General features: G+C 41.4%; 16 protein-coding genes. 13 read left to right on the forward strand and 3 right to left on the reverse strand.

The genetic code is table 11. The features are described 5' to 3' along the window. Positions 1-273: 273 nt before the first annotated feature. The 13 genes from V7L29_RS28725 to V7L29_RS28785 all read left to right on the forward strand — a co-directional run bounded on the left by V7L29_RS28725 (position 274) and on the right by V7L29_RS28785 (position 18,049). Positions 274-1,374 carry a glycosyltransferase gene (locus V7L29_RS28725; protein ID WP_334737594.1) on the forward strand — a complete coding sequence of 367 codons (1,101 nt, stop codon included), beginning with the start codon at positions 274-276 and terminating at the stop codon, positions 1,372-1,374. Between the two features lie 124 nt (positions 1,375-1,498). After that, complete coding sequence (locus V7L29_RS28730; protein WP_334737595.1) at positions 1,499-3,727, forward strand: GumC family protein; 2,229 nt, start codon at positions 1,499-1,501, stop codon at positions 3,725-3,727. A 622-nt stretch (positions 3,728-4,349) separates the two neighbouring features. Further along, the gene (gene hepC, locus V7L29_RS28735) at positions 4,350-5,078 is read left to right on the forward strand and encodes a heterocyst development glycosyltransferase HepC (RefSeq protein ID WP_334737596.1); all 729 of its coding nucleotides are present in this window, start codon (positions 4,350-4,352) and stop codon (positions 5,076-5,078) included. A gap of 114 nt (positions 5,079-5,192) precedes the next feature. Further along, positions 5,193-7,043 carry a heterocyst formation ABC transporter subunit HepA gene (hepA, locus tag V7L29_RS28740; RefSeq protein WP_334737597.1) on the forward strand — a complete coding sequence of 617 codons (1,851 nt, stop codon included), beginning with the start codon at positions 5,193-5,195 and terminating at the stop codon, positions 7,041-7,043. 230 nt (positions 7,044-7,273) lie between these two features. Further along, on the forward strand, positions 7,274-8,434 hold the full coding sequence (locus tag V7L29_RS28745; RefSeq protein WP_334737598.1) for a glycosyltransferase family 4 protein: 1,161 nt from the start codon (positions 7,274-7,276) through the stop codon (positions 8,432-8,434). A 64-nt stretch (positions 8,435-8,498) separates the two neighbouring features. Continuing rightward, a complete protein-coding gene (locus V7L29_RS28750) occupies positions 8,499-9,491 on the forward strand; it encodes a glycosyltransferase family 2 protein (RefSeq protein WP_334692165.1) in 993 nt (330 codons plus the stop codon). A gap of 149 nt (positions 9,492-9,640) precedes the next feature. Then, positions 9,641-10,864: a glycosyltransferase family 4 protein gene (locus V7L29_RS28755; protein WP_334737599.1), complete on the forward strand. Its 1,224-nt coding sequence runs from the start codon at positions 9,641-9,643 to the stop codon at positions 10,862-10,864. Beyond that, positions 10,782-11,738, forward strand: coding sequence for a glycosyltransferase family 2 protein (locus V7L29_RS28760; RefSeq protein ID WP_334737600.1), 957 nt, complete (start codon positions 10,782-10,784; stop codon positions 11,736-11,738). Before V7L29_RS28755 ends, V7L29_RS28760 begins: the two co-directional genes overlap by 83 nt. 148 nt (positions 11,739-11,886) lie before the next feature. Further along, positions 11,887-13,317 (forward strand): O-antigen ligase domain-containing protein, encoded by a 1,431-nt coding sequence (locus tag V7L29_RS28765; RefSeq protein WP_334737601.1) that lies wholly within the window; start codon positions 11,887-11,889, stop codon positions 13,315-13,317. Positions 13,318-13,484: 167 nt separating this feature from the next. Beyond that, positions 13,485-14,606: a glycosyltransferase family 4 protein gene (locus V7L29_RS28770; protein ID WP_334692169.1), complete on the forward strand. Its 1,122-nt coding sequence runs from the start codon at positions 13,485-13,487 to the stop codon at positions 14,604-14,606. Between the two features lie 129 nt (positions 14,607-14,735). Next, a complete protein-coding gene (locus tag V7L29_RS28775; protein ID WP_334737602.1) occupies positions 14,736-16,385 on the forward strand; it encodes a GMC family oxidoreductase in 1,650 nt (549 codons plus the stop codon). 366 nt (positions 16,386-16,751) lie between these two features. Continuing rightward, positions 16,752-17,225, forward strand: coding sequence for a helix-turn-helix domain-containing protein (locus V7L29_RS28780; RefSeq protein WP_334692171.1), 474 nt, complete (start codon positions 16,752-16,754; stop codon positions 17,223-17,225). Between the two features lie 254 nt (positions 17,226-17,479). Next, a complete protein-coding gene (locus V7L29_RS28785) occupies positions 17,480-18,049 on the forward strand; it encodes a PIN domain-containing protein (protein WP_334692172.1) in 570 nt (189 codons plus the stop codon). A 160-nt stretch (positions 18,050-18,209) separates the two neighbouring features. Here the strand turns inward: V7L29_RS28785 and V7L29_RS28790 are convergent, their stop codons facing one another. From V7L29_RS28790 to V7L29_RS28800, 3 genes are all read right to left on the reverse strand, one after another. Continuing rightward, complete coding sequence (locus V7L29_RS28790) at positions 18,210-19,394, reverse strand: MFS transporter (RefSeq protein ID WP_334737603.1); 1,185 nt, start codon at positions 19,392-19,394, stop codon at positions 18,210-18,212. Positions 19,395-20,033: 639 nt separating this feature from the next. After that, positions 20,034-21,044: an SDR family oxidoreductase gene (locus V7L29_RS28795; protein WP_334737604.1), complete on the reverse strand. Its 1,011-nt coding sequence runs from the start codon at positions 21,042-21,044 to the stop codon at positions 20,034-20,036. Between the two features lie 88 nt (positions 21,045-21,132). Next, complete coding sequence (locus tag V7L29_RS28800; RefSeq protein WP_334737614.1) at positions 21,133-21,369, reverse strand: hypothetical protein; 237 nt, start codon at positions 21,367-21,369, stop codon at positions 21,133-21,135. Positions 21,370-21,470 lie beyond the last annotated feature (101 nt).

Consider the following 21,470-nt stretch of genomic DNA (forward strand, 5'->3'; position numbering starts at 1 on the left):
GTACAGCTGTACGCCCCTACATATTTGTCGCAATAATTTCGTAAAGAGGATAGAAGTTATACTGCTGAACACTACTGACTTTTCATGTTATCTGGAACCTAACCCCCTCCCTACTAAGGAAGGGGGAAAATTCAAAGCCTCTCCCTTATTAGGGGAGAGGTTTGGAGAGAGGTCTTCTCTATCCCGTGTAAAGTAAGCTGAACACTAAAGTTGTTGATAGTAACTTGCTGGGGAGCGTTGAAAAAAACCTGATCGAAACTTTAGGTCAAATTCATGAAAATTGCTCTAGTCCATGATTATTTAACCCAGCGAGGTGGGGCAGAGCGTGTGTTTGAACTGCTTTGTAAGCGCTATCCCGAAGCAGATATTTTCACATCTTTGTACGATCCCCAAAAAACTATTGATCTAGGCGATCGCATAGTCAACACAACCTTCTTGCAAAAGATTCCCGGTGCAGCAAAATATTTCAGATCGATGGCTCCTCTATATTTTCCTGCCTTTCGTGCCTTGGATCTGCAAGACTACGATTTAATTATTAGCAGTAGCACCAGCTTCGCCAAAGCAGTGCGAAAAAACCCTAATGCACACCACATTTGTTTTTGCCATAATGTCACCCGTTTCTTATGGGATACAGCAACTTATTTAAGAGAGTATGGAGACTATAGATATTTTGCTCCTTTAATTGAACAAGTATTCCAAGTAATGAGAAAGGTAGACCTAAAATATGCACAGGAACCTGACCTTTACATTGCTAATTCTAGTGTTGTTGCCCGCCGTATTGAAAATATTTATGGCAAAAAGGCAATGATGGTTAACTATCCAATTGATACTAGTAAATTCGTTTTTTCCGATATAAAAGATGAATATTATCTGGCCTCAGCCCGGATGATCAGTTATAAGCGACTTGATATAATAGTCGAAGCTTTTAATTGGCTGGGATGGCGGTTATTAATATCAGGTGACGGGCCAGAACAAGCACACTTAAAATCTAAAGCATTACAAAATATTGTGTTCTTGGGACACGTAAGTGATAGAACCCGCAAAGACTTGTTTTCCAAAGCCAAGTCTATTATTGTCGCAGCCCTAGAAGACTACGGATTAGTTCCAGTAGAGGCTAATGCTAGTGGCACACCAGTCATCGCTTATGGAGCAGGTGGAGTATTAGATACTCAAATCCCAGGTGAAACAGGAGTTTTTTTCAAAAGGCAAACACCCGAATCTTTACAAATTGCATTACTAGAAGCCAAGGGCATTTCTTGGGATTACGATCGCATCCGTAATCATGCAGTAACAAACTTTTCAGAGAATGCATTCTTTAGTAAAGTTGAGCAAATTATTAACCAAGCTTGTGGTATGCATCAATTATTCATTTGATTTCTTAATCTCTTTCCACAAGAAGATTATCTATTTATTTTTCTCTCTCCTCCTTGGCGGTTTAAAAAATAGGTATTCTTCGGAGTATCTCTTAGCGTAAGTCTTAAAGACAAGGATAATAAAAGTGGTTCAAACTAGTCTAAATCCTCATATAGCTCCAGCTTCTGAAAATGAACCAAGTTACGGACAAATGTTTGCCGTATTTGTCCGGAGATTTCCTTGGTTTTTAGCAGTATTTATTAGTTGTATTGCTATTGCAACCATAGTAAATTTTAAGACAAAACCTACTTATAGAAGTTCAATGCAACTGCTAGTAGAACCTAACTATCAAGGTAAGACAGAAGGTGCTGGGTTAGACAACCAGTTTACTGATTCTAATGTGGTCATAGATACTGCCACCCAGCTTAACTTGATGCAGAGTTCGGGACTTATCCAAAAAGCAGTTGATAAACTTCAGTCTGATTATCCAGATATAACTTCAGCTGAAATTAAAGCTTCTTTGGTCTTAACTCAATTAAGGAGCAAAGAAGATAATGTCGCTACTAAAATCTTTCAAGTGGAATACACTGCTGGAGATCCAGTGAAGACACAAAAAGTTCTGGGTGCAATTCGACAAGTTTATGTGGAATATAACAAAGAACAACAGAATTCGCGTTTACAAAAAGGTCTGCAAATTATCAGGGAACAGTTAAGTAAAGCCAGTGAAGAAGTAAACGCAGCTGAGACAAATTTACAAAGGTTTCGCAGAAACCAGAATTTAATTGATCCAGAGTCACAGGCCAAAGCGATTGAGACAGCCTTGAACAATATTGCCCAAGAGCGACAGACAACTCGTTCTCAGTATGGGGAAGCTTTGGCACGCCAAAAATCTTTGGAAGAACAACTTAACCGTTCTCCTCAGAATGCTCTAGTTGCTTCTCGCCTGAGTCAGTCTGTTCGCTACCAAAGCTTACTGAACGAAATCCAAAAAACAGAACTAGCACTAGCACAGGAACGCTTACGCTTTACAGATGAGACTCCGAGTGTGCAAAAACTCAAAGAACAGCTTCAGAGTCAGAAGGAATTATTGCAACAAGAGGTAGGAAGAACTTTAGGTGGAAAGTCTGCTAGTGCATTCACTTCTGGAGATTCTCTTCTCGAAAAAGGACAGCTCGGTGAAATTGATCTCAGCCTTGCTGGTCAGCTAGTGGAAACGCAGACAAATCTAGTTGCTTTAACTGCTCGCGATCAAACTTTGGCTAAGAAAGAGAACGAACTGCGTTTTGAAATCAAACGCTTCCCGCCTCTGTTGGCTTATTACAATCGGATGCTACCACAGTTGCAATTTAGTCGTGAAAGGTTAGAGCAGCTTTTAAGAGCAGAACAGCAATTGCGGCAAGAACTTTCCAAGGGTGGATTTAATTGGGAAGTTGTAGAAGAACCCCAAAAAGGCGCACAATTAGGCCCAAATCTCCAGCAGAATTTGCTCTTAGGTGCTGTGGTTGGGTTTATGTTAGGAGGGATTGCTGCCTTTATTCGGGAATCGGCGGATGATGCAGTTCACACTACTGCTGAAATAGAAAAGCAAATGGCCATGCCGTTGTTGGGAACAACTCCCAAGTTACCGCCAGCTAAACCCCGAGAATCAATGATAAAGTTGCCTTTTGGGAAGCCAGAAGTTCTCGCCCCCTGGACAATTCAGGTATTGCAATCTCCACCGCGTTGGGAATCGCTGGATTTGATTTACAAAAACATTGAGCTTTTAAATACTGTTACTAACTTGAAATCTTTGATGGTCACCTCGGCTTTGCCGGATGAGGGTAAGTCAGCTTTGGCGTTGGGTCTGGCAATGAGTGCTGCCCGTTTACACAAAAGGGTACTACTGATTGATGCCAACTTACGCGATCCCAGTCTGCACCAACAACTGAATCTTCCTAATGAACAGGGGCTTTCAACTCTATTGGCTAGTGATGCAACTCTACCTAACCAGATTAGTCTTCAATACTCAGGCTCCGCTTACATCGATATTTTGACCGCCGGCCCCAAACCTGCTGACCCAGCTAATCTGTTGAGTTCCCCTCGGATGATCCAATTAATGGCAGCATTTGAGGAAAACTATGATTTGGTACTCATAGATGCTCCTCCAGTTCTCGGCTTGGTGGATGCCATGCTTACCGCATCATCTTGTCGTAGCGTGGTCATGGTGGCAAGCATTGGTATTGTAACGCGAAGTCAGCTCACTCAAGCTACAGCTATGTTAAGTAAGTTAAACCTGATTGGAGTTGTAGCTAACGGGGTATCAAACTCTAGCAGTAATTACGTACCTTATACTAAACAACAGCAATTAGCCCTGCGACAAGCTGTAGAAAAGTAGCTAGTACCCTAGATGATAGATCCCCGACTTCTTAGAGAAGTCGGGGATCTTGTATTTCGCATTTATAACCAAAATTTCATTTTGTTGTGATCAGGAAAAATTCAGTATATTTATGCTATCTTTATGGATTATCAGAGAAATCACTGGCTCTTTAAAGAGTAAATAAAGAATTTATTTGAGCGATCGCTATTTCTACATAGTCTTATATTCTAGAGATTAAAGCACCTTAAAAAAGGCTAGAAGACAACAGGGGACTGGTTTTGTTAATATCGACACAAAAAACAACTCAGCGCAATTAAACGTAGATATAGATTCATGGGTAATTTCCCTCTACACTTCTCTACTGTCAGTAGTTCCCGGAAAATCATGATTTACCCATGAATGTTAATAGTAGCGGTGATTGCTACCAATGTAATTAGTATCTGTCTAATTTGTATATCTCTACACCAGCAGAATTCTGCACGATATGTGCTTGGCTGAGTGGCAAAAAATAATAACATATTTTTGCCCTCAATTCTCTCCAACTTTTTGGACTTACAACAAGATGCGGATTTGGGTCAAAGGCATTGATAGCCTTTGATAACTCTTCAGCAATTCACTCCTGTATAAACCCAAAGACATTATGACAACTTCAATAATTCCAACTCTAGAGAATTTATATGATCTAACCCAGGAACACCAAGATAATCGTGGGTACTGCACACTCCAGTGGCGACGGGGTAAACTGTTGGTGAAGCCGCCTGGACGAGTTAAACAACCATATCTACCTTCATTAGATAATAAGCGATCGCTAGTAGAATGCTTACAACATTCTCCTGTAAGTTTGGTAAGCATAGATCCAAAACTGGGTGAGGCTTTGCTCAGGTTTTGGGCAGATGCATGTGAAGAAGCTCAAAAACCAATATTCCTAAGCATACCCGCTGGCAATAAACTGCCTAACCAACCCTTGAGACAATTGCAGCGACTAATTGATTGGATTGCTGCTTTAGTGTTGCTGCTATTAGTAAGTCCAGTCATGTTGGGATTAATTGTATTAATGCAAGTTTACTCGCCAGAGTCACTTTTTTGTCGTGAGTGGCGTGTTGGAGAACGGGGTAAACTCTTTCAAGCGATTAAGTTTTGTACAACTGCAAAGCAGAACATCACACCGCTAGGGCGTTGGATGCGTAAATATGGTCTTGACAATTTGCCCCAGTTATTGAGTGTGCTGCGGGGTGACATGAGTTTGACTCGATCTTATTGTTGGACTTTAGAAGATGCAGTACAGCTAAATAAACTACCAGAAATTAAGGCTTCATGGGAAGTAGAGGCACAGTCTCACCTGTTACATCTGGATAGCCAAACACTGTAATTTATCTGTGCGGTAACTGATAATTTCATCTGCCGCACTGAGGCTACAGCAAAAATTGCTTACCTAGCATCTATAGCGGTCTATCTACCTTGCCAAACTATTATGATAAAATCCATGCATTTTCAACTTCCTCAACAACTCCGTAGTTTGCTCAAAGCTAGCAGCTTTTGGCAGGACAACTATTTGATATTGCGAGAATTTAAACACTTTCGCAAAATTGCAACTTTAGCTCTGATATTCTCGATTTTTGCAGCAACTTTTGAAGGTGTGAGTATTGGTTTTTTACTTTCCTTTTTGCAAAGCTTAACTAGTCCCAACGCTCAACCTGTTCAAACAGGAATACACTGGTTTGATATCTGGATTTTGGGAGCTAAGACATCGGCAATTAATCGTCTGTATCGCGTATCTTTGCTGATTTTATTGAGTACTTGGTTACGTGCAACCTTTAATTACTTTTCCCAAGTATACACTGAATTATCTCAACTACATCTTGCCGATCGCTTACGTAAGCAAATTTTTGAACAGTTACAAGCCTTGTCACTAAGTTACTTTGCCAAAACTCGTTCTGGTGAACTAATTAACACAATTACCACAGAAATTGAAAGGATCAGACAGGGTTTCAGTGGTGCAGCCTTTTTAGTAACTAGAGGACTAACAACCTTTGTTTACTTAATATCAATGTTTTTGATATCATGGCAACTGACGCTGATATCAGCATTATTATTTACACTTTTAGGTGTGGGGTTGTCAAATCTGAATGCTAGAGTCAGAGAATCAAGTTTTGGCATGACAACTGCTAATGCTAATTTTACATCAACAGCCATAGAATTTATTAATGGTATTCGCACTGTTCACTCCTGTGGTACTCAAGAATTTGAGCGCCAGCGTTACTACAAAGCTAGCGACAAGGTAATAAGTACTACAACGAAGGTTGTGTTCACCTGGACACTTGTTAAGCCAATTGCCGAAGGGGTAGCGACTACGGTATTAATCGGAATGATTATTTTGGCGTTCACTAGCCTTGTTACCAATGGAACACTACAAGTTGCTTCTTTACTAACCTTTTTCTTTGTGCTATTTCGCTTCATACCATTTGTTCAAGATATTAATGGCACGAGAGCATATCTCAGCACTTTACATGGTTCAGCAGACAACATTAAAAATCTTTTGCAAACTGATGATAAATATTACTTTAAAAATGGCAAAATTGAGTTTAAAGGGTTAAAAAGGTCAATAGATTTAGTATCTGTAGATTTTGGCTACGATGATGAAAATATAGTGCTACATAATATTACCCTAACTATTGAAAAGGGAAAAATGACAGCATTAGTCGGAGCATCTGGTGCTGGTAAAACAACCCTTGCTGATTTAATTCCCAGATTTTATAATGCTACAGATGGATATCTTTTCATCGATGAAGTTGATGTACGACAGTTTGAAATTAACTCCTTACGTCGCAAAATAGCTGTTGTCAGTCAGGATACTTTTATCTTCAATACTAATGTTTGGGAAAATATTTCTTACGGGACTCCAGAAGCTACTAATGATGAAATCGAAGAAGCTGCTAAACTAGCAAATGCACTAGAATTTATTTTGGAAATGCCAGAAGCTTTTAACACCCAATTAGGAGATCGGGGTGTCAGGTTATCTGGAGGACAAAGACAGCGAATTGCTATTGCGCGAGCTTTACTGCGGAACCCAGAAATTTTGATTTTGGATGAGGCAACTAGCGCCTTAGATTCTGTATCTGAGCGCTTAATTCAAGATTCATTGGAAAAGCTATCTATTGGCAAAACAGTGATTGCGATCGCTCACCGTCTTTCTACTATTTCTAAAGCAGATAAAGTTGTAGTTTTAGAACAGGGACGGATAGTAGAGCAAGGTAAGTACCAAGAACTCTTGGAACTCAAAGGCAAGCTTTGGAAATATCATCAAATGCAGTATGAAGTAAGGCAATCAGATTAGAAACAATATTCAAAGGTTTGTCAGATTTAATTAAATCAATTTACCAAAATCCTTGCAACACATGAATCGGCTGTACACCCCTACAGCCGTACACCTCTAACTATATATTTATATCAGTAGTTTGTGAAATAGTAACGCAAAAAAATAATATTATAATGCCTATTGTCTTTACAAATAAGTTATTAATAAATATTAAACTTAGTGCTATATGCTGAACATTAACAGAAAATATGTACCAGAAAATATTTGACAAAGACCTGATTTATCAATGCTCCAATTTTGAGGTAGGTGAAGGCGGAGGTGTTGAAACTTATTTAGCTTCTCTGTTTGAGCATCGACCACCTGATGTTAGCGATCGCGTGATAAAATCGCTTAAGAATGTTGACCAAAGCCAGTTCAAACTCCTGCATATCCACAGCCCAGATTTACTATTGCAGCTTACAGGCGAATGTCCTACCATCTTCAGCGTTCATAATCACTCATTCTACTGTCCTAGTGGCACAAAATATTTAGCAGGGCAGCAGACAATCTGCGATCGGAACTTTTCTTATTTAGGATGTACCTGGGGCAAAATAATAGATAAGTGTGGTAGCCGTAGACCTTTAAGAAGTTTTCAAGAATTTCAAACCACTCATCAGTTTTTAGATGTATTAAAAAAGATAAAAATTACTTTCATTGCTAATAGTGAATATGTGCGGCAACAATTGATTCAAAATGGTGTACCCCCAGAGCAAACTGTAACCCTACACTGTGGAATCTCTGTACCGCAAACAGCAACTGCACCTCTAAGTTTAGAAGTCCACCAAAATCATAGAATTTTGTTTGTGGGACGGATTGTTTCTGATAAAGGTCTAGAATGGTTACTCAAGACCTTAATACATACAGACCCGCAAATTCAACTTGATATCGCCGGTGAAGGCTGGGAACGACTCCGCTTAGAAAAGTTAGCAAACACCCTCAGATTGAATAACCGGATCACTTGGCATGGCTGGTGCGATCACGATAAATTAAATAAACTTTATCAACAGTGTTTTGCAGTCATCTTTCCCAGTGTCTGGCCTGAACCTGCCGGTCTTGTAACTTTAGAAGCCTATGCTCGTTATCGACCTGTAATTGGTAGTGCAGTTGGAGGTATTCCAGAACATTTACAAGATGGAGAAACAGGTATTCTTGTTCCAGGCAATAATATCAAAAAGCTGGCTGATGCCATTAATGAGTTATATCTAGATCATCAAAAAAGCCGATACATGGGTGAACAAGGTCATGCTTTATTGATGAAGGAATTTACAATGGATACTCATCTAAAAAATCTGCGGACAATTTATGCAAAAACAATAGCAGAATTTCCTTCTAGAATTAAAAAATTATATAGTATCCCTCAAGTTAAATAAGTTTAGTTTGGTCAAAACATCAAATGGTGCATCTTTTACCTATGAAATATAAAAGGAGAAAAATATGTCATTGCATCAAGAATACCAACAACCTTTAGTTAGCGTTATTATCCCCACCTATAATCGACCAGAGTATCTCAAGCAAGCGATCGCTAGTGCTATTAAACAAACTTATCAAAATATTGAAATTATTGTTTCAGATAATTATAGTTCAGAAAATCCCCAAGCACTTGTCGCGTCTTTTGGTGATTCACGCATCAGATTTTGGCGGCATCAGCAAAATGTGGGTATGTTAGCTAATCAGCAGCATGGCTTCAAGATGGCGCGAGGTAAATATGTTGCTAGTCTCCATGACGATGATATGTGGAATGAAGACTTTTTAGCAAAGCTTGTACCACCACTAGAAGCAAATTCTGATTTAATTATCGCTTTTTGTGACCAATATATTATAGATGCACATGGGATAATTAATAATATTGGAACTGAAGAAAATACACGCGGTTATAAGCGGGACAAATTAGCACAAGGGATTCATCAACCTTTCTATAAAATTGGGTTGATAGATAAAAGTATACCCACTGCGGCAGCTTGTGTGATTCGGAATAATTTTGTGGATTGGGATAGTATTCCTTCAGAAGTTGGCGGCATGTGGGATTTATATTTAACTTACCTTTGCTGTATATCTGGTCGTGGTGCTTACTACTATCCAGAAAGGCTGACGCGATATCGTGCCCATGAGCAAACTGATACCATGCTCAGTGGTAGTCGAGATGTGCAGGCAAAAATTCGCAAAGCTAAAAGCGAAATAATTTGTTATAAAGTCTTTATGGAAGATACTCGTCTACAGCAATTTAGGACGTACTTTCAACATAAATGGTTAGAAGCTAATACAACTTTGGGAATTGGTTTACTGCGAAGTGAACAGATAGCAGCAGCACGTCATTATTTTTGGCAGGCATTGAAAAAACAAAAATTTAATATGCGAACTTTAGCGGCACTCAGTCTTAGTTTTACTCCGCAATTTTTAGCAAATAAGTTAATAGGAATATCAAAATAATACATCATCATATCTAATTTGTGGAACTTATTTGTTAAAGAACCGCAAAGAGCGCAAAGAACGCCAAGGTAAGAAAAGAAAATTATTCTTTAACTCTTTCTCTGCGCCTCTGTTCATGCGTGAGCTTTTATCATTAAGGAAGATAGTAGATGAAACTTTGTATTGTTACCCATAAAATCAAAAAAGGTGATGGTCAGGGACGGGTAAACTATGAGGTTGCTAATGAAGCAATTCGTCGTGGTCATCAATTGACATTATTGGCTAGTGAAGTCGCACCAGAACTAGAAGACAATAGCCAAGTTAATTGGATTAAAATTCCAGTCAAAGGCTATCCCACAGAATTTGTGCGTAATTTCATATTTGCCCAAAAAAGCGCAGATTGGTTGCGTCAAAATCGCTCTGGCATTGATTTAGTTAAAGTCAATGGAGCAATTAATATGGCTGCGGCTGATGTGAATGCTGTACATTTTGTCCACAGTTCATGGTTGCGATCGCCTGTTCATATTTCCCGCAATCGCCGAGATTTATATGGTTTTTACCAATGGCTGTTTACGGCTTTTAATGCTCGTTCGGAAAAACAGGCTTTCCAAAAAGCGCAGGTTGTGGTGGCTGTATCCGAAAAGGTAGCTCAGGAATTAGTCAATATTGGTGTACCGCGTTCTCGGATTCGCGTAATTGTCAATGGCGTTGACTTAGAAGAATTTGCCCCTAACCAAAGCGTAGGCGTAGCCCACCGTAGGCATCGCCAAAAATTAGGTTTACCGGAGAATGTCACCCTAGCATTGTTCGCCGGAGATATCCGCACACCCAGAAAGAACTTAGATACCGTATTGCACGCCTTGGTGAAAGTTCCCAATTTACATCTGGCGGTGGTAGGACATATCGAAGGTAGCCCTTTCCCACAACTAGCAGCATCATTAGGCTTAAACGAACGCGTGCATTTTGTGGGATATCGACGTGATATCCCCGAAATTATGCGATCGGTAGATTTATTTGTTTTTCCTTCCCGATACGAAGCTTGCACTCTCGTATTGTTAGAAGCACTTTCTTCAGGATTGCCAGTAATTACTGCCACAGCTACCGGAGGTGCAGAGTTGGTGACACTAGAATGTGGCATCGTCTTACCCGACTCAGATGATATCGATGCTTTAGCTGTGGCGTTGATGTCCTTGGTGAGCGATGTCTCGTTGATGCAACAAATGGGTCAAGCCGCTCGCTCTGTAGCAGAACAACATAGCTGGACTACTATGGCACAAACTTATGTGGATCTATTCGAGGAGTTAAGCAAGAATGCGGAACACCGTTCTGATACCGACTTATCGCCGTCCACAAGACCTCTCACGCTGCCTTTTGGCGCTACAGGAGCAAATTAAACCAGTTGATCAGGTGATAGTGGTTGTCCGCGATACGGATGCAGAAACTTGGCAATTTCTTGCCCAATACAAAGCGCACAACTTACCACTGCATATCGTGAAAGTGACACAACCGGGGGTAGTAGCAGCCCTTAACGCTGGACTAGCAGCAGTGGAGGGTGATATTGTTTCCATTACTGATGATGATGCTGCACCCCATGCGGATTGGTTAGAGCGCATCGCCGCTTCCTTTAGCTGTGATAGTCGCCTCGGTGGTCTGGGAGGGCGTGATTGGATATACCACGGCAGCAAACTAGAAGACGAATCCCGCTTAGTAGTCGGACAGTTGCAGTGGTTTGGGCGAGTGATTGGCAACCATCATCTGGGAGTGGGAGAACCCCGCGAAGTCGATATTCTCAAGGGCGTAAACATGAGTTTTCGTACCCATGCAATCGGGCAACTGCGCTTTGATCAGCGGATGCGCGGTACAGGAGCGCAGGTACATTTTGAAATGGCATTCACTCTGGCATTAAAGCGGGCTGGTTGGAAGATAATTTATGATCCTAACGTTGCTGTAGACCACTATCCGGCACAACGTTTTGATGAAGATCAGCGAAACAACTTTAATGAAATTGCCTTTATTAATTTAGTCCATAATGAAACTTTAGTTTTACTAGAGCATCTGTCATTTATCCGCCGGATTGTATTTTTGTTCTGGGCAGTATTCGTGGGTACATGCGATAGTTTGGGCTTTGTACAATGGCTAAGATTTTTGCCTAGCCAAGGGCAGTTGGCGGGTAAAAAATTGCTGGCATCCTGGCGTGGACGTTGGCAGGGATATAAAGAATTCAAAATTCAAAATTCAAAATTCAAAATTAATTCAATTTCTTCTTAGCTCTAGTTCTCAGGTTGTATCTGGAAATTAAGATAGGTGGGCTGCTGCCTCTAGAGAGCCAGTACAAGAGGTAAAACCTCAAATGACTGCATTTCCAGGCTGGAGCCAGGGAACGAGTTGATTTATTTATGTGTACATCTAAAATTGAATGAATTCTAAGCAAATACTTTTCAATAGTTTTTTACAAGAAAACTATTCTCCCGAAGAGCGATCGCTACAGGGTTGGATGGCGATCGCAGGGTTTATATTACTGACTGTAGTTTGCTATTTTGCTGGTGCTACTGCGGCATTACGCCTAATTTTCCCGGTGACAGCTTTAGTAGTAGCCCTATTTTTATACTTGCGGCATCCCATTCTCTATATCAGCTTTACTTGGTGGATCTGGTTTCTCACGCCCTTAGCTACTCGCCTAGTTGACTATCGGGTGGGCTGGGACGCTACCCGTCAAATGCTTATAGCACCCTATTTAGTGGTGTTTGTCACCATAGCAACTTTCTTACGACACTTTCCTAGCACCCTGCATCGGGGAGGTTTGCCATTTATTTTGGCTTTTATCGGAGTATTCTACGGCTTTTTGGTAGGTCTTATTTATAACCAACCGATTCCTGTAGCACGCGGTCTGCTGGATTGGCTTAGTCCAGTGATTTTCGCTTTTCACTTATTTATAAACTGGCGAGATTATCCTAGCTATCGCCAGAACATTCAGCGAACATTCCTCTGGTGTGTTTTGATTTTAGGAGCTTATGGCGTATATCAATTCGTCGTAGCTCCGGAGTGGGATAGGTACTGGCTGATTGAATCAAAACTATTCATGAGTGCTGGAAATCCTGTACCTTTTGGGATGCGTGTCTGGAGTACATTGCACTCAGTCGGCCCCTTTGGTTCAGTCATGCAGGCTGGTTTACTGTTATTATTTACCAGTTCAGGAAACTTAATTTTTCCTGCCTCAGCTGTTGGTTACTTATCCTTCCTGTTGACACAAGCACGTACTAATTGGGGAGGCTGGTTATTTGGAATAATTATGATCATGGGTTCAGTCAAGGCCCGGATTCAAATGCGTTTAATTACCATAATTGTGGTAATGGCAATTTGTGTTGTGCCATTGACAACTATCGAGCCAATTTCTGGGGTTGTCGCAGCCCGTTTGGAAACTTTTTCTAATCTTCAAGAAGATGGCAGCTTTAAAGATAGATCGGGAACTTACGATAAAAACCTTGGTCTAGCTCTTTCTAATGGTCTAGGTAACGGTTTAGGAAATATCTGGAAGGTCAACGAAAAAACCGGTCAAATTGAAGTAGTGGTGATTGATAGTGGCATTTTAGATATGTTTTTCACCCTTGGTTGGTTTGGAGGTATCTTTTATATGGGTGGATTAATCTTCTTGATTATTAGTGTTAGCAGCTATGGTGAAGGTCGTTTCGATAGTTTTATCAGTGCTGCCCGCGCCATTGGTATCAGTTCTGCTGGACAGTTAGTTATCGGTAGCGGTATGTTGAGCGTTGCAGGGATGATTCTTTGGGGATTTTTAGCTATGGCTATGGCAGGACATAAATACTATAGCAATCCAAAGAATTCATAAATATGAATTGATCCGAAATAATTTGACTTAATTAGGGCTAATAGAATAACTCTTTAAAACTCTTATTTCTTTGTGTCCTTTGCGTTCTTTGCGTTCTTTGCGGCAAGCCGCTCCGCGTCTACGTTAAAAAACAAAATCTTACAACTTAAATAGGACTGATATAGATTATGAAAGTAATTATTGTAATGCCACTGGCCGAGCAACGAGGCGGCGGTGAAATGATGCTTTGGGATTTGGTGCAGCAGGGACGTAATGCTGGTGTTGAGTGGCTGGTGATATTTTTAGAAGATGGCCCGATGGTCGAACAAGTAAAGTCTCTCGGTATTGATACGCGAGTTGTAGAAAGTGGACGTTTACGCCAAATCCACCGTTTTATTGGCGCTGTTTTGCGGATAGCTGCGATCGCCCGCCGCGAACGTGCAGATATAATTGTCAATTGGATGTGGATCACACATATATCTGGAGGTTTGGCGGCGATGTTGGCGGGGTTGCCTGCTGTGTGGTATCAACTAGAAGTGCCTAGTGACAAGACTTGGTTGGTGCGAATCGCCACTTTAATCCCAGCCCAGGCAATTATCACCCTCTCCCAAGATGGCAAGCAAGCACAAGCAGAAATTTGGCCCCACAGACCAACACCTTTGGTTTATCCTGGTGTCGCACTAGACCGATTCGAGCCTAATGCTTTGCCATCTCCTAAAGAAGCACGGCGGAAACTGGGCTTACCTTTACACGGACCGTTGATTGGAATTGTTGGACGATTGCAACGATGGAAGGGAATGCATGTATTGGTGCAAGCAATGCCCAAAATTTTACAGAAGTATCCTGATGCTCATTGTGTAGTGGTTGGCGGTAAACACGATTTGGAACCGGATTATCAGGACTTCTTAAAAGCGGAAATTGCAACCTTAGGCTTGAAAGAGCAGGTAATAATGGCTGGGTTACAGCGTAATATCCCGGAGTGGGTGCAGGCGATGGATGTATTTGTCCATGCATCAGATAAAGAGCCGTTTGGGATTGTGATTATTGAGGCGATGGCACTGGGTAAACCTGTGATTGCTGGCAATGCAGGCGGCCCGACAGAGATTATTACCGATGGGATGAATGGACTATTAACACCTTACGGCGATGCAGAGAAATTAGCGATCGCAATTCTCCGTTATCTTGACGAGCAAGAATTTGCCCAGAGTGCGGGAATAGCTGCCAGGCAACGCGCCCTCGATTTCTCAACGCAGAATTATGCCCAAAACTTTATTAGTGCAATTCGTTCTGCGATACCGAGTGTTTCATAAGCTGAATGAAACGGTCAACTTATTGCAAAAGCCAATTTTATGAAAATGAAACCACAGATTTACATGGATTAATTATCTATGTGCATCTGTGATTAAAAACAATAAATCAGATTAAAAGGAATTAAATTAATGTTGATTGATAGCCGAAAACTACCAATAGATGAAGTTATTAATACCGAAGTTTGTATAGTTGGTGCTGGCCCAGCCGGAATTACACTCGCACGAGAATTAATTGGGCAAGACTTTCGAGTTTGCTTACTAGAAAGTGGTGACATTGAATTTAATCAAGAGACTGCATCTCTTGGTGAAGGTGAAACTGTTGGAGATCCTTTTCCACCACTGCAAGATATGCGTCATCGTCAATTTGGTGGATTGGCTAATGTCTGGAATATTGAAATCAATAAAAATCAACTTGGTCTGAGGCATGTACCGTTAGATGAGATAGATTTTGAAAAACGAGATTGGGTGCCATATAGTGGCTGGCCTTTTAGTAAATCTCACCTGAATCCATTTTATCAGCGTGCTCAAGCAGTCTGTAAGCTCGGTTCTTTTGCTTATGAAGCTGAGGCTTGGGAAAATGCTCAATCTCCTCGGACACATTTCACAAGTGACCGAGTTTCTACCAGTATGTTTCAGTTTGGGCCACGCGAGATTTTTACCAATGAATATCGCCACCAAATCAATCAATCTCCTAATATCACCACATTCCTCAACGCCAACGTGGTAGAAATTGAGGCAGACAAAACAGCCCAGACAGTGAAACGCGTGCAAGTAGCTTGTTTATCTGGTAAGAAATTTTGGGTGGCAGCAAAAGTATTTATTTTAGCCACAGGTGGGATTGAAAACGCACGTTTATTGTTACTATCAAACCAAATTCAAAAGAATGGATTAGGCAATCAGCATGATTTAGTGGGTAGATTCTTTATGGATCATCCTTTTATCCGTTGTGGTATGCTTGTTCCGCAAAATCGCAAAATCTTTAATTCGATGGCTTTGTATGACTTACGCCGGGTGAATAATGTCACAGTGATGGGAAAATTTGCCCTGACGGAACAAGTTATGCGCCGCGAAAAATTATTCAATATGACTGCGTTGTTATATCCCAGAGATGAAAGGTTTAGATCGGCAGCAAAGGCTTCTGCAAAAATTTTGTTCTCTTCAATTCGGCATAGACAGTTACCCAAGAATGTTTTTCAACATTTGCAAAATGTAATTACAGATATTGATGATTTAGTAGCTGATTGGTATAAATATAATGTCAAAAAAGAATATTTGTTCCCTGATTTGAGTCATGGTGGATGGTCTGACCATGAAGGTAATGAACAGAAATATACAAAGTTTGAAGTTCTCAGCCAAACTGAACAAACCCCAAATCCAGATAATCGGGTGACACTTAGTAATCAACTAGATAAGCTTGGCTGTCCTCAAGCACAATTAACTAATCATTGGGGCGAAATAGATATTTTTAGTGTGAAGCGATCGCAACTAGTATTTGCAGAAGAGTTTGCTAGTGCAGGTCTGGGTGAGTTGCAGATTGAATTAGATGGAGATCGTCCGGTTGCTTCGCTGAGTACCCATCACAATATGGGAACAACGCGTATGCATTATGACCCAAAACAGGGAGTAGTAGATGCAAATTGTCAAGTTCACGGCATCTCTAATTTATTCATGGCAGGTAGCTCTGTTTTCCCTACAGGAGGCTATGCTAATCCGACGCTCACCATTGTTGCCTTGGCAATTCGATTGGCAGACCATGTGAAAGCACAATTGTGTCACTAAGTACAACTTTGCATAAAATCGTTACGGTTTTAAACGTAGCGATCACCTGAGCGCACATCACCACATTACAGTACCTGCACCGATGCCAAGCCTATTTCTACTGCCTCCAGTCAGCGAAAAGTGACTTTTTACTAGTCTATTGCTGGATTAGAAGATAAAAATTGATTTTTCTTTCACCAAAAGTCCTGCAACTGGGGTTGCAGGACTTTTGGTAGGATACTTACTAGAAAACTTTGTTTCGCTCATTTCGTACATTGCGTTCATTTTGAATAAGAGCTATTATGAGGTGAATGATAATTGCAATCCATATTTTCGTATGGATAAGTGGAGTGCAATCCGGTATTAGACAAAGAGAGGCTGATATCTATGACACTCAGTACATATCAATCTAGCAGGACTGCTGTACCTACGGAAGAAGATGCTACGCTAGCTAAAAAAAGTAGTCAAACTTTGGCATCCTATGTACGGAATAATGATGCATACCGTAATATCAAAGTTGTGCAAGATAACGCTATAAGTGAAACAGTTACCATACCAGCAGCGGCTTTTCATCTGCTTGTTGACATCCTGACACAAATGGCTAAGGGTAATGCTGTTACTCTTATACCCGTACACGCAGAACTGACGACACAAGAAGCAGCTGATATTTTAAATGTTTCTCGTCCTTATTTGGTAGGGTTATTGGAATCTGGAGAGATGCCATACCGTAAAGTAGGAACGCGACGACGGGTGCGTTATCAGGATCTACTCAGTTACAAAAATCAAATTGATACTTTACGAATGCAAGCTCTTGATGAGCTTACTGCTCAAGCTCAAGAACTAGATATGGGGTATGAATAAGAATCCTGATACATAACAGTTTCGCATGATTAGCCAGATGCTCTGCTAAAGGCAACTCTAGGAATAAAAGTACATCTAACAATCAAGTAAACTAAGTCAGGAAGCTCTTTAGTAACCAATTGACTTAGTTTTAACTTTAATGCGATTGAAACTATAAGTTAAGATCAAAAATTTATTCAGTATAAAGGACATTTATAAAGAAAATTTGTTACCACTGTTAAGGGTAATAATTTCAAACTAATAGAGCAATTACAGTGTCTAATTTTACAGTTATTTATGATGCATGTGTGTTATATCCAGCACCATTAAGAGATTTTCTTATGCGACTTGCAGTCACCGACCTATTTAGGGCACGGTGGACGGACGCAATTCACTCAGAATGGATTAGAAACCTTTTAAAGAATCGTCCTGATCTCACGCTTGAGAAGCTTACCAGAACTAAAAATCTGATGAATAGCCATGTCCGAGATTGTCTCGTTACAGGTTATGAAGCACTGATCGCAGGTTTACAACTTCCAGATCCAGATGATCGCCATGTCCTCGCCGCAGCGATTCGTTGTAATGCAAGTATTATAGTCACTTTTGACCTTAAAGATTTTCCTGCTCAAGCTCTTTCACTATATGGTATTGAATCCCAGCATCCAGATGATTTCATTCTGCATCTGATTGACCTTAACTCAACAGAAATTTGCAAAGTGGTAAAGAGGCACAGAAGTAGTCTTAAGAATCCCCCTAAGACATCTGAAGAATACTTAGAATCGCTTTTAAGGCAGGGACTACCACAATCAGTTACTGCTCTGCAAGATTTTTGCTATGACATTTAATAGAAATCTACCGAGATTATTCGGACAGGTCTATTTATCCTTCCTTTTTGAATGCTTGATCTGCCGCCCTACCAATCGCGCTGGCAGAAGTGAAGCAGGAGTTCAAAAACACCGCCCAAAAGCTTACCCCTTAATGACTTTTAACTTCCGCCTTGCAGTACTAACCTCTTACCGAATGTTGCACTAACCAGCAATGTATGCCCACCATTAACAGCGCTAATGGCAGCATCAACATTGGGATGATTTCTAAATTTGCCCAACTTGCAACCCAGCCTGCTCCAGTGGGTATGATCGCTGCCCCCAAACTGGCGGCACTAGTGGCGATGCTAACAGCCGCAGGAACATGGGGGTCAGGCAATCGTTGAGGGATTAACCAAATGGTCGCAGGAAAGATGGCTGCCAACCCAAAGCCAATCAATGGTAAGCTAATCCATTGATCTGGCAGTTGCCACCAAGCAAGCAATCCAATGAGCACAAGACTGAGCGACATACTGATTGTGCGGACTGCCCCAAGCGATCGCAAGAAATAACCTAAGAGGAAACGTCCCAATGTTAATCCCAGCCAGTAGGCACTAACACTATAACCAGCAATCAGCGTGGGAGTGTGACGAGCCACAGATTGCACAGTGTATGCCCAGTTGCCGATGCAGGCTTCAGTGCCAACATAAACCAGCAAAAGTAGCCCAGTTAGTAGTACTATCGGAGTTTGGAGCGCTCTGCCCAGATTTTCTAAGGCAGTTGTATTCGATGGCAATACCCGTAGTGTCATTGGTGTGTAGTTGAAGATGATTACGCCCAGCACGCTCACAATTAATAGGCTAACAATCCCGGCTAATACCCCATAAACCTGTCGCCAGTTCATGCCAATTGCTAACAAAGTAGTAGCGATCGCCGGACCTAAGAGTGCGCCAATACCATAGAAAGCATGGAGCAAACCAATCAAACTGGCACTGCGGGAATCTTGCACAATGTAAGTGTTAATACCTGCATCAATCAACCCAACGCCCAATCCCAACCCCGATCCAGCGGCAACCATGAGAAACCAGAAGGGTGAGATGGCATAGATCGTCAGTGCCATCGTCAGCGCACCCGCAGCAATCAACAGCATTCGGGCTAATCCCAGCCGACTACTCACAAGACTGCTGGTGAATGCTGCCAGAATGTAGCCGCTAATTTCACTGACAAACAGCAGGGTGACGGTTGCTGGAGTCAGGTTATAGGTAGACAGAATCGAGGGCAGAAGAACTCCTAATACTGCTTGAGCGATGCCAATGGTAATAAAGGCATAGAAGGCGATCGCCTCCCCAATCCACACAGGCGGTAGGGTGCGTTGATAGTCTCTCATTGGCTGGAATGCTCCTGGATCAGACAATTTGACTGCTGAGATTTACTCAATTAATCATCCTCAAAAATAACTTTATACTCATCTCCCTGTAATGATGCACTAATACAACCTAAATTATTTTATTAGTGTCCACTACGAATTTAGCTATATAATTCGTTATTATCGTTATTAATTGATGTAAAAATCAACCTATCAAACTGATAGGCCAAACGCATCTAAATATTGACGATCCTGAATAAGAGTGAAATCTACCAAAACTTTAACTAAATAGGGCTTTCAGGAAATTAAATTTGCTGTGCCAAAAAGATAATGATTCAAGTCAAAACACATTTTTTTATCTTGATCTGTCGATTGGCTCAATTAAAAACTGCCCAGAGTATTGCTTGATTTAATTTGATAAAAAATAGCGTAGGCGTTCACGTAGCGTTCCGCAGGAAAGCCCGCCGTACCCCTACGGGGAAGCAAGCTACGCGTAGCGTCTCGTAGAGAAGGCATCGCCTGAATCAATAGTTATGTATTTTTCTGCCCTAAACTATTAGTAACCATCTCAAAACCTCATCACCATGTTGCCAAAAAGCCTACAAGGATTTATCTCAAACCCTTGTAAAAACTGGATTGCAAATTTTCAGACAGGTCTATTTATCCTTCCTTTTTGAATACTTGATCTGCTAGGTACGCTAATGCTAATGTACCAGCGATCGCACCCCACTGGAGAAGCGGATTTTTTTCTAGCCAGTCGGAAACGCTAGGTACAACTAAGTTACCATAATCCCCGTTAACTCTGTCGTCTTCAGCAACAGGTTGGTAAAAATTATTTGGTGCATCTTCAGACTTCGCTTCAGAAGTCCGCTGTAAATCTAAGCCAAGGAGCACTAACAGTGAATCTACTAATGATGGTGAGAGGCGCTGTACCACATCTAATATTTTCGCTACATCCCCAACCAAGTAGTCACGAGTTGGATGTTCGGCTGCATACAGGATAGCATCAGCTACAAGTTTAGGGTCGTAGTAAGGTGGTATCCCGGTAGGTTTTACGCCTAATTTCGTCAGGCCATTGTTCCAGAAAGGGGTGTTGATCACCGCTGGTTTCACACTCGTGACGCTGATCGGCGATTTTTGATATTGCAACTCAACGCGCATAGCTTCGATAAAGCCCTCAACCCCGTGCTTGGCTGCTGAGTAAGCACTTTGGTAGGGGAGCGATCGCCTACCTTCCATTGAAGAGACGTGGATCAGTGCCCCCCGTCCTTCACGCTTGAGATGGGGTAGGGCCGCCATTGCACCATACACTTGTCCCATGAGATTGACATCAATCACATGCTTAAACTCTTCCGGTGTTGTATTGTCAACAGTGGCAAAGATGCCGATCGCGGCGACATGTACCCATGTATCGAGTCGCCCGTATACTTCCACAGTTTTATCTGCGATCGCCTTAACTTGCTCAAATACTTCCACATCAGCTACGCAAAAAGTTGCCTCGCCGCCAAAGCTGCGAATCTCCTCTACTAAAGACTTTAGCTTCGACTCACCACGAGCCGAGACTACCACTTTTGCCCCGCGTCTAGCGAATTCAAGAGCTGTGATCCGTCCGATACCGCTGGAGGCTCCAACGACGGAAACGACTTGCTGATTGATTGGCTTTAATTGCATAAGTGTTACTTTTTAATATAAATTAGTGATTGGAAATTGGCTTCGACACCGTTATAGGACTTACGCAAAAATCGCCAAAAAGCTTAATTTATCGAACCGCCAAGACCGCCAATAACGCCAAGAATCGTAGAGTGTGCGTAAGTCCTACGTTATATACTTTAGCTTCAGTAATTAATTCAATCGTTTTCTTCGTATCAGTTGCTTCTTTGTACAGGTAACCTTGGTAAACCAACTTGAAGGAAAAAGCTTTTCTTGCCTCACAGGTATCACAAGAGTCTGCAATAAAGCCTTGTAAATCCGCGATGGCTACGCCCGCCGCAGGCATCGCGATTTCTTGATCTATGCTGCTTTCCCATTGTTTTCTCTTATACTTTTATCCCTAATCGTATTTCCTCGTAATCTTTTTCAAAAATCAAATAGGAATCC

Origin of the sequence: Nostoc sp., assembly GCF_036916575.1 — a bacterium.
Taxonomy (GTDB): domain Bacteria; phylum Cyanobacteriota; class Cyanobacteriia; order Cyanobacteriales; family Nostocaceae; genus Nostoc.

Coding starts and splice junctions, on each gene's coding strand:
- V7L29_RS28765 (WP_334737601.1), top strand. CDS start 11,887: ATGAATTCTAAGCAAATACTTTTCAATAGTTTTTTACAAGAAAACTAT.
- V7L29_RS28770 (WP_334692169.1), top strand. CDS start 13,485: ATGAAAGTAATTATTGTAATGCCACTGGCCGAGCAACGAGGCGGCGGT.
- V7L29_RS28725 (WP_334737594.1), top strand. CDS start 274: ATGAAAATTGCTCTAGTCCATGATTATTTAACCCAGCGAGGTGGGGCA.
- hepA (WP_334737597.1), top strand. CDS start 5,193: ATGCATTTTCAACTTCCTCAACAACTCCGTAGTTTGCTCAAAGCTAGC.
- V7L29_RS28755 (WP_334737599.1), top strand. CDS start 9,641: ATGAAACTTTGTATTGTTACCCATAAAATCAAAAAAGGTGATGGTCAG.
- V7L29_RS28800 (WP_334737614.1), bottom strand. CDS start 21,369: ATGCCTGCGGCGGGCGTAGCCATCGCGGATTTACAAGGCTTTATTGCA.
- V7L29_RS28760 (WP_334737600.1), top strand. CDS start 10,782: ATGCGGAACACCGTTCTGATACCGACTTATCGCCGTCCACAAGACCTC.
- V7L29_RS28780 (WP_334692171.1), top strand. CDS start 16,752: ATGACACTCAGTACATATCAATCTAGCAGGACTGCTGTACCTACGGAA.
- V7L29_RS28750 (WP_334692165.1), top strand. CDS start 8,499: ATGTCATTGCATCAAGAATACCAACAACCTTTAGTTAGCGTTATTATC.
- hepC (WP_334737596.1), top strand. CDS start 4,350: ATGACAACTTCAATAATTCCAACTCTAGAGAATTTATATGATCTAACC.
- V7L29_RS28745 (WP_334737598.1), top strand. CDS start 7,274: ATGTACCAGAAAATATTTGACAAAGACCTGATTTATCAATGCTCCAAT.
- V7L29_RS28795 (WP_334737604.1), bottom strand. CDS start 21,044: ATGCAATTAAAGCCAATCAATCAGCAAGTCGTTTCCGTCGTTGGAGCC.
- V7L29_RS28775 (WP_334737602.1), top strand. CDS start 14,736: ATGTTGATTGATAGCCGAAAACTACCAATAGATGAAGTTATTAATACC.
- V7L29_RS28790 (WP_334737603.1), bottom strand. CDS start 19,394: ATGAGAGACTATCAACGCACCCTACCGCCTGTGTGGATTGGGGAGGCG.